Annotated in this window: 5 protein-coding genes; 1 reads left to right on the plus strand and 4 read right to left on the minus strand. The window is 40.7% G+C overall.

All coding sequences use genetic code 11. The features are described from left to right. Positions 1-221: 221 nt before the first annotated feature. The 3 genes from ACYQ21_RS13960 to ACYQ21_RS13970 all read right to left on the minus strand — a co-directional run bounded on the left by ACYQ21_RS13960 (position 222) and on the right by ACYQ21_RS13970 (position 5,229). Entirely contained in the window at positions 222-611 is a 390-nt protein-coding gene (locus ACYQ21_RS13960; RefSeq protein ID WP_460059143.1) for a type II toxin-antitoxin system HicB family antitoxin, read from the minus strand. A 36-nt stretch (positions 612-647) separates the two neighbouring features. Next, positions 648-839: a type II toxin-antitoxin system HicA family toxin gene (locus ACYQ21_RS13965; RefSeq protein WP_460059145.1), complete on the minus strand. Its 192-nt coding sequence runs from the start codon at positions 837-839 to the stop codon at positions 648-650. 118 nt (positions 840-957) lie between these two features. Next, positions 958-5,229, minus strand: a complete 4,272-nt coding sequence (locus tag ACYQ21_RS13970; protein ID WP_460059146.1) for an acyl-CoA dehydratase activase-related protein — start codon at positions 5,227-5,229, stop codon at positions 958-960. Positions 5,230-5,412: 183 nt separating this feature from the next. Between ACYQ21_RS13970 and ACYQ21_RS13975 the strand changes: the two genes are divergently transcribed. Next, on the plus strand, positions 5,413-6,027 hold the full coding sequence (locus ACYQ21_RS13975; RefSeq protein WP_460059148.1) for a TetR/AcrR family transcriptional regulator: 615 nt from the start codon (positions 5,413-5,415) through the stop codon (positions 6,025-6,027). Between the two features lie 63 nt (positions 6,028-6,090). Here ACYQ21_RS13975 and ACYQ21_RS13980 read toward each other — a convergent pair whose 3' ends face one another. Continuing rightward, positions 6,091-7,266 (minus strand): M20 metallopeptidase family protein, encoded by a 1,176-nt coding sequence (locus ACYQ21_RS13980; RefSeq protein ID WP_460059149.1) that lies wholly within the window; start codon positions 7,264-7,266, stop codon positions 6,091-6,093. Positions 7,267-7,498 lie beyond the last annotated feature (232 nt).

The following is a 7,498-nucleotide window of genomic DNA, read 5'->3' on the forward strand; positions in this document are numbered from 1 at the left end:
ATTTTAGCTCATCGTACTTATTTGAAACAAGTAAATAAAAGGGGTAGTGTCAAGCAGAATCTATTGCAATGCTTGGTGAATGAGAAGATATTGACTGACGTAATAAAAAGTTTATGAAACGACCGTGAAAGACATATAGAAATCATTTGATATAAATGGATTTGACATAAATATAAAAATCGATATAAAAAAGCAACCATGCATGGTCACTTTATTATATTTTATGCTTCTATCTTTTCTAAAAGAGCTTCTGTAAGTGTTTGAGAAAAATTAATCCCCATTTCCTTACCTCGTTTATCTGCCCACTTAGGAATTTGTAACGTTTTTTTGACAGGTTCATTCATTGTCAAATATTCACTTAAATCAACTGAAACAAGGGATAAAAATTGTTTTGATGAATCGATTTGAATTGCATTCAAATCTGAGGGGTGAGGTAAAGCATGTCCCTCTTCAATTAAATCGGCCAACATAATACCTAAAACATCTGATGCATTATCAAGTACCTCAGGAATGTTTTTCCCTTGTGTGGCAGCACCGTCGATATCTGGAAAATAGACACCATAACCTACTGGATCAGTTTCAAAAACTGCTGGATATACTTTTTTTAACATGTCGCACCTCCATAAATGAGAATAGCAGTGGCTTTATTATAAGCCTACTGCTTGCCTTACAGATTTTTCAACTGTCTGCGAAATTTCTTTGCCATGAGCTGTTAAATTGACAAGTCTAGGATACCCAAGCTTTTTAAATTTCCTGTGTGATCCTTTTCCTGCACCTTTAACCTCAACGAAACCTGCTTTCAGAAGTAATCGTTCGGCTTCCCTAACTGTCATTGGCATCTTAAGCTACCTCCTGACTACTTTAGTGTACCACGTATTCCACGTAGTGTCAATGAATAACTTCTAAAGTTGTGTTAAAAAAAGAAAAAACCATCTCTCGACAGTTTTTTTAACTAGCTTAAACCTCAACTTCCATATCCTTTTTCAACTGTTTCTTAGCCGTCGCCATCATCAAGCGAATGCGGTTGAGTTGATTGACAACAGAAACAGATGGATCATAGTCAATCGGTGTGATGTTAGCTCGTGGATATTGACGACGGAGTTCTTTGGTCATCCCTTTTCCGACGATGTGGTTTGGCAGACAGCCGAAGGGTTGGAGACAAACGATATTATCGACACCGTCTTGCAAGAGCTCAATCATCTCGCCAGTCAAGAACCAACCTTCGCCGGTATGATTGCCAATCGAAATAATTTTCTCTGTATCAGCAGCCAGGGCATCAATCGAATGAATCCCATCAAAGCGGCTTGACGCTTTCAAAGCTTTATTCATTGGTTTTTCAACCATTTGAATGATATTAATGAAGGCACGTGCGAAATACTTAGCTTTTTTACCCATGCCCAAATGATCTGACTTCCAAATCTGGTTATAAAGAGAATAGTTCATAAAGCCAATAATATCCGGCACGACAGCTTCTGCCCCCTCTGCTTCAATAATGCTCACAATATCATTATTAGCCGTTTTCGAGTATTTCACAAGAATTTCACCCACAACACCGACACGCGGTTTTTGAACGTCTCGTAAAGGCGTTTCGTCAAATTCTCGAATGATTTGCTTCATGTTGCGATTAAACTCAAAAATCGAGCCAGTTTTCATATTATGCTTGGCTTTAGCCAACCACTTAGCATGTAGCGCATCAACCTGACCCTCGGTCATTTCATATGGTCGCGTCCGATAAACAACACGCTCAAACAAATCGCCATAAAGCGCACCGATGACAATCCGAACCATCAAAGGCACCGTCAGCTTGAAACCGTCCGACTGCTCAGTCCCCTTATTCCCCATCGACAAGGAGACAACAGGCACCTGACCAAAACCAGCGTCCTTCAAAGCCTTGCGCAATAAAGGAATATAGTTGGTCGCCCGACAGCCGCCACCCGTCTGCGTCATCAAAACAGAGGTATTATCAACATCGTAGTCACCAGATTCCAGTGCATACACCAACTGCCCGATGGAAATGATGGCAGGATAGCAAGAGTCGTTGTTAACAAACTTGAGACCAGAGTTGATAGATGATTTGTCTTCCGGCAAGAGCACCACATTGTAACCAGACTGTCTGAAAGCTTCGTCTACTAACCCCTCTTGATGAATCGGTGACAGCATGGGCATCAAAAGTGTGTGTGTCTTTTTCATCTCCTTGGTAAAGGTAGGATGACTTGCCACAATCTCTGTCATCTGGTCTTCAGATACCTCAGGCAACTGAACACGTTTATCCCGTTCATTGACCGCCGCTTTAAGCGAGCGCAACCTAATGCGAACCGCCCCCATATTTGAACCTTCATCGATTTTTAGAACCGTATAAAGTTTATGGTGATGCTGCATGATTTCTTCCACTTGGTCAGCTGTGACAGCATCCAAACCACATCCAAAACTATTGAGCTGAACAAGTTCCAAATTTTTATTTTTTGCCACAACACGCGCTGCACCATACAAGCGTGAATGGTAAACCCATTGATTGACTACACGTAAGCCACCAACTTCTGATAGGTGCGCAATCGCATCCTCGGTCAAGACATGAAAACCTTCTTGCGTGATGATGTCAGCAATCCCATGATTAATCTCAGGGTCCAAATGATAGGGACGTCCAGAAAGGACAATCGCTTTTTCGTGGTTGAGGTTAAGCCGCATCATCAAATCTTCGGCTTGTTTTTGAATATCTGCTTTAAAGTCATCTAGGACATCAAAACCATGTTGGACAGCTTTTTGAACTGCTTCTAGACTGACATCAAATGCTGACAAGGCATTGAAAAGGTTTTTAGCCATATTATCAGGGTCAGCTAGATTGATAAAGGGATGAATGTAGCCAACCTCACCATTACGAATCTCATCAATATTATTTTTAATCACTTCTGGATACGACTGCACAATCGGACAGTTATAGTGATTTTGGGCTGTTGCATCTTCTTGGCGTTCGTATAAAACAGACGGATAGAAAATCGTCGGCACATCTTTTTGAATCAAGGTCATGATATGACCATGACTGAGCTTAGCTGGATAGCAAACCGTATCAGAGGGAATGGTTTCAATTCCTTTCTCATAGAGTTCTTTATCTGATTTAGGTGATAAAACCACTCGGAAACCTAAATCTGTCAGCATGGTATGCCAGAGGGGATAGTTCTCATACATATTCAGAACACGTGGGATGCCGATTTCGCCATGAATCGCTTTTTTCTTGCTCAGTGATTTAAATTTGAAGAGTTTTTTATATTTATAATCAACGAGATTGACTTTTTTCTCTGATTTATCAGCTTTAACTTGCGTGGCTTTTTCAGCACCACGTTCACAGCGATTGCCTGAGACAAATTTTGAGCCGTCGTTAAAGACTGTCAGGGTCATTTGACACATGTTCTCGCAGAGCCCGCATGACGTAAACTCTTTTCTGGTGCGGAATTTTTCCAAGTCTAACAGGCTTAAAATCGTAGACGGTGTCGCATCATCAGACGCATTTTCCATGGCAATCAGCGCACAACCGTAGGCACCCATCAAACCAGCGATAGACGGCCGGACAACCTCACGACCGGAAATTTTTTCAAAGGCACGCAAGACAGCCTCGTTATAGAAAGTCCCGCCTTGGACGACGATTTTCTCGCCGAGATCCTCAGGACGTTTGACCTTAATGACCTTATACAAGGCATTTTTGATGACAGAATAAGACAACCCAGCCGAAATATCGCCGACTGTCGCACCTTCTTTTTGAACCTGCTTAACTTTAGAGTTCATGAAGACGGTACATTTCGACCCAAGGTCAACTGGGTGCTCCGTCAAAAGCGCTGCTTGCGCAAAATCTTTGACCTCATAGCGCAGTGATTTGGCAAAAGTTTCGATAAATGAGCCACAGCCAGAGCTACAGGCTTCGTTGAGCTGGATACTCGACAAAGCACCGTCACGAATGGTCATGGCTTTCATGTCCTGCCCACCGATGTCAATGATGAAATCAACGCCGGGTTGGAAAAACTCAGCTGCCTTGTAATGCGCCATGGTTTCGACTTCGCCAATATCAACTTTAATAGCTGCCTTAATCAGCTGTTCACCGTAACCTGTCACAGCTGATTTAGCGATATAAACATCCTCAGGCATCTCCTGATAAAGATAGGTCATAACCGTCAAAACTGAATCCAGTGGGTCACCATTATTTGAGCCGTAATGCTCGAACAAAATATTACCCTCATCATCAATTAAGACAACTTTAGTCGTCGTTGACCCTGCATCAATCCCTAAGTAGGCTGCGCCATGGTGACTAGTGAGCGGTTTATGGTCTGCTGATGCCTTAGCGTGCCGACTTCGAAACTCAGCCAAAGCTGTTTCATCTTCGAAAAGAACCTCTAGCGTATCTTGGGGGATGAGGTTTTCGGACTCATCTTGTTCAAGTTTACTGATAATTTCAGTAGCTGAAAATTCTGTCGCATTTTCCTCATCAAGAGCAGCACCCATAGCAACAAAAAGTTGTGGGTGTTCAGGAAAAACAACATTTTCAGGCTTGATGTCTAGCGTTTCAATGAATCGTTTGCGGAGTTCACTCATAAAATAGAGCGGTCCACCTAGAAAAGCAATATTACCAGTAATTTTACGACCTGCTGCAAGTCCTGCAACGGTTTGGTTGACAACAGCTTGGAAAATACTAGCAGCTATATCTTCTTTTCTAACACCTTCATTCAGTAATGGCTGAACATCCGTTTTAGCAAAAACCCCACATCGACTGGCTATCGGATAAAGATTATCATAGTTTTTAGCTAACTCATTAACACCCGCCGCATCAACTTTGAGTAGCTCAGCCATCTGGTCAATAAAAGCACCCGTTCCACCAGCACAGGAACCATTCATCCGCTGTTCCATGGCACCATCAAAGAAAGTCATTTTGGCATCTTCACCACCCAATTCAATCATGACATCGGTTTGTGGGATAAATTTTTCAATGGTCAAGGTTGAGGCGATCACTTCTTGAATAAAGGTTGCACCAATCACATCAGAAAGACCCATACCGCCCGAACCCGTGATTGAAAAGGTAAACTGTATATCACCTAGTTCAGCAATCATATCATTGAGCACTTTAATCGTCGCTGTCTTAACATCAGAAAAATGACGTTCATAGCGAGAAAAAATCATCTCATAGTTGTCATCGAAAACGACCATCTTTACTGTTGTGGACCCAACATCAATACCTGCTTTATACATTACATCTTCTTTCTTATCTAGCTCATTTTAAAAACAACAGACTGTTGCTTATCATATATAATTCAATTTTACAAGGAATTTAACTTGCGCGCAACCACTAAAATGTGCTAAACTGTTGGTAAAGCAACACTAAGCAACAAAATGTTGGATAACCTTAGTGACTTTCAGAAAGAAAAAGAAAACATGCCCAAAAAAGTTGATCTACGTGTCAAACGAACAAACAAATTAATTACCCAAGCCTTCATCAAATTATTACGCTCAAAAACCTTTGATAAAATCACAATTAATGATATCTCGGATGAAGCCATGATTAATCGAGCGACTTTCTACAGCCACTTCAAAGATAAATTTGATTTATTTGAGCAAATCGTTGACAAATTTTTGGGTGAACTCGCTGCTGTCCTTGACGAAGAAAATCTCATTGAGAAAAACTCTGTCAATGTTAAAAGAATAGAATTTAGTCTGACAAAATTTTATGAATTTATTCGAGAAAATCCTGCTTTAGCACAAATTATCGTCACTCATAGCAATGAAGAAATGCTGTCAAAACGCCTACTCACAATTCTCTCCGAACGTTATTCTGAAATTTTCAATAGTTTAGATGTCCGAAATGACAACTTGAAAATTCCAACTGATTTTGTGGTTTCTTATATTACAAGTATCTTCATTGGCACACTGAATTGGTGGATTGTCCAAAAAAATGACGAGATAACCGCAAGTGAATTTGCTGCTCTCGTCATTAAATTGATTTCAAATGGTCATTTGACAGTGCTTGGCGTTAATATTAATCGAGACTAAAATACGTTTGAAACTCAAAAAATGTCGCCTCACGACTTAACGAACGAGGCGACATTTTTAAATTCAATCTATCATCAAGTCTTTGACTAATTGGATAAAGACTGCTGTACCAACTGGAAAGGCTGTTTCATCTAACTTGAATTTAGGGTGGTGATTGAAGTATTTATAGCCATCTTCTGCAGTTCCAGCACCCAACGCAAAGAAAGTCCCCGGTTTGACGTCAGTGTAAGCAGAAAAATCTTCTCCGCCCATCAAATCAGGTGCTTCAAATAGCGCTTCTTCTCCTACAACCTTAGCTGCGCTTGCTTTAAGTAAATCAGTTTCAAGCGTTGTATTTTGAACAGAGCTATAGCCATATAAGAAATTGAAGTCATAAGTTGCACCATAAGCTTCACAAATGCCTTTAACAGTCTGCTCGATCATATCACGCATTTGTGTACGGATTTCTGGATTGCGTGTCCGAACACTAGCTTTCAAAATAGCTGTATCAGGAATGACATTATGTGTTTCACCTGCTGAAAATTCTCCCCAAGAAATCACAGCAGCAGCCACTGGTGAGATGCGACGTGAAATGATATTGTTGACATTTGAGATGATTTCAGCACCAATCGTAATGACATCAACAGAAGTTTCTGGCACACTCGCATGCGCACCAATACCATGAATTGTCAAATTCAAAGTATCAGATGAGGCCGTAATCGGACCGTATTTCCAACCAATCGCACCGGCTGGAATAAATGGAAAGACATGTAAACCGAAAACTTGGTCAACATCATCAACAACACCAGCCTTGACAAATTCTTTAGCACCACCCGGTGGCAATTCTTCTGCGGGTTGGAAGAGGAATTTAATCGTACCAGAAATCTGTGCCTGCATTTGCGAGATGACTTTGACTGCGCCTAAGAGCATGGCAGTGTGGCTATCATGCCCACAAGCATGCATCACACCTTCATTTTCTGAAACAAAGTCAACATCAGCTTCTTCTGTAATCGGTAAAGCATCAATATCAGCACGCAAAGCGATTGTTTTACCTGGTTTCGCCCCTTTTAAGACGGCAACCACACCGGTTGGTGTTGGACGTTGCAATTCCAAGTTAGGAAAAGTTTCGAGGACTGAGATAATATATTCTGTTGTTTTAAATTCTTGAAATGATAGTTCTGGGTGTAAGTGTAACCAACGACGCCAAGAAATGATATCTTGGACAGGAAGTTGTGCTAACAATTCTTCTTTTGTAGACATAAAATTCTCCTTTTAGTTAAGATGTTGAGGCGAAACTCAGTTAGTTATAAACTTTATTTTAAACAGTGAATTAGCATTATTATAACATATTTACAAAAAATAACTTTCCCGAGTTTGACAGTTAAAAATCAGAAAAACACTATTCCGCCTTGTGATATAAGGAGTTAGAGCGTTTTGTTCTCAATTATTTTTGTTGTATACACACCCCTCTTGCGAATTGTCTCAGCTCCTC

The sequence above is a fragment of the Pseudolactococcus yaeyamensis genome, from assembly GCF_054658615.1.

Excerpts from the sequence above, each read along its gene's own strand:
- ACYQ21_RS13960 (WP_460059143.1), bottom strand. The coding sequence starts at position 611 with ATGTTAAAAAAAGTATATCCAGCAGTTTTTGAAACTGATCCAGTAGGT.
- ACYQ21_RS13965 (WP_460059145.1), bottom strand. The coding sequence starts at position 839 with ATGCCAATGACAGTTAGGGAAGCCGAACGATTACTTCTGAAAGCAGGT.
- ACYQ21_RS13970 (WP_460059146.1), bottom strand. The coding sequence starts at position 5,229 with ATGTATAAAGCAGGTATTGATGTTGGGTCCACAACAGTAAAGATGGTC.
- ACYQ21_RS13975 (WP_460059148.1), top strand. The coding sequence starts at position 5,413 with ATGCCCAAAAAAGTTGATCTACGTGTCAAACGAACAAACAAATTAATT.
- ACYQ21_RS13980 (WP_460059149.1), bottom strand. The coding sequence starts at position 7,266 with ATGTCTACAAAAGAAGAATTGTTAGCACAACTTCCTGTCCAAGATATC.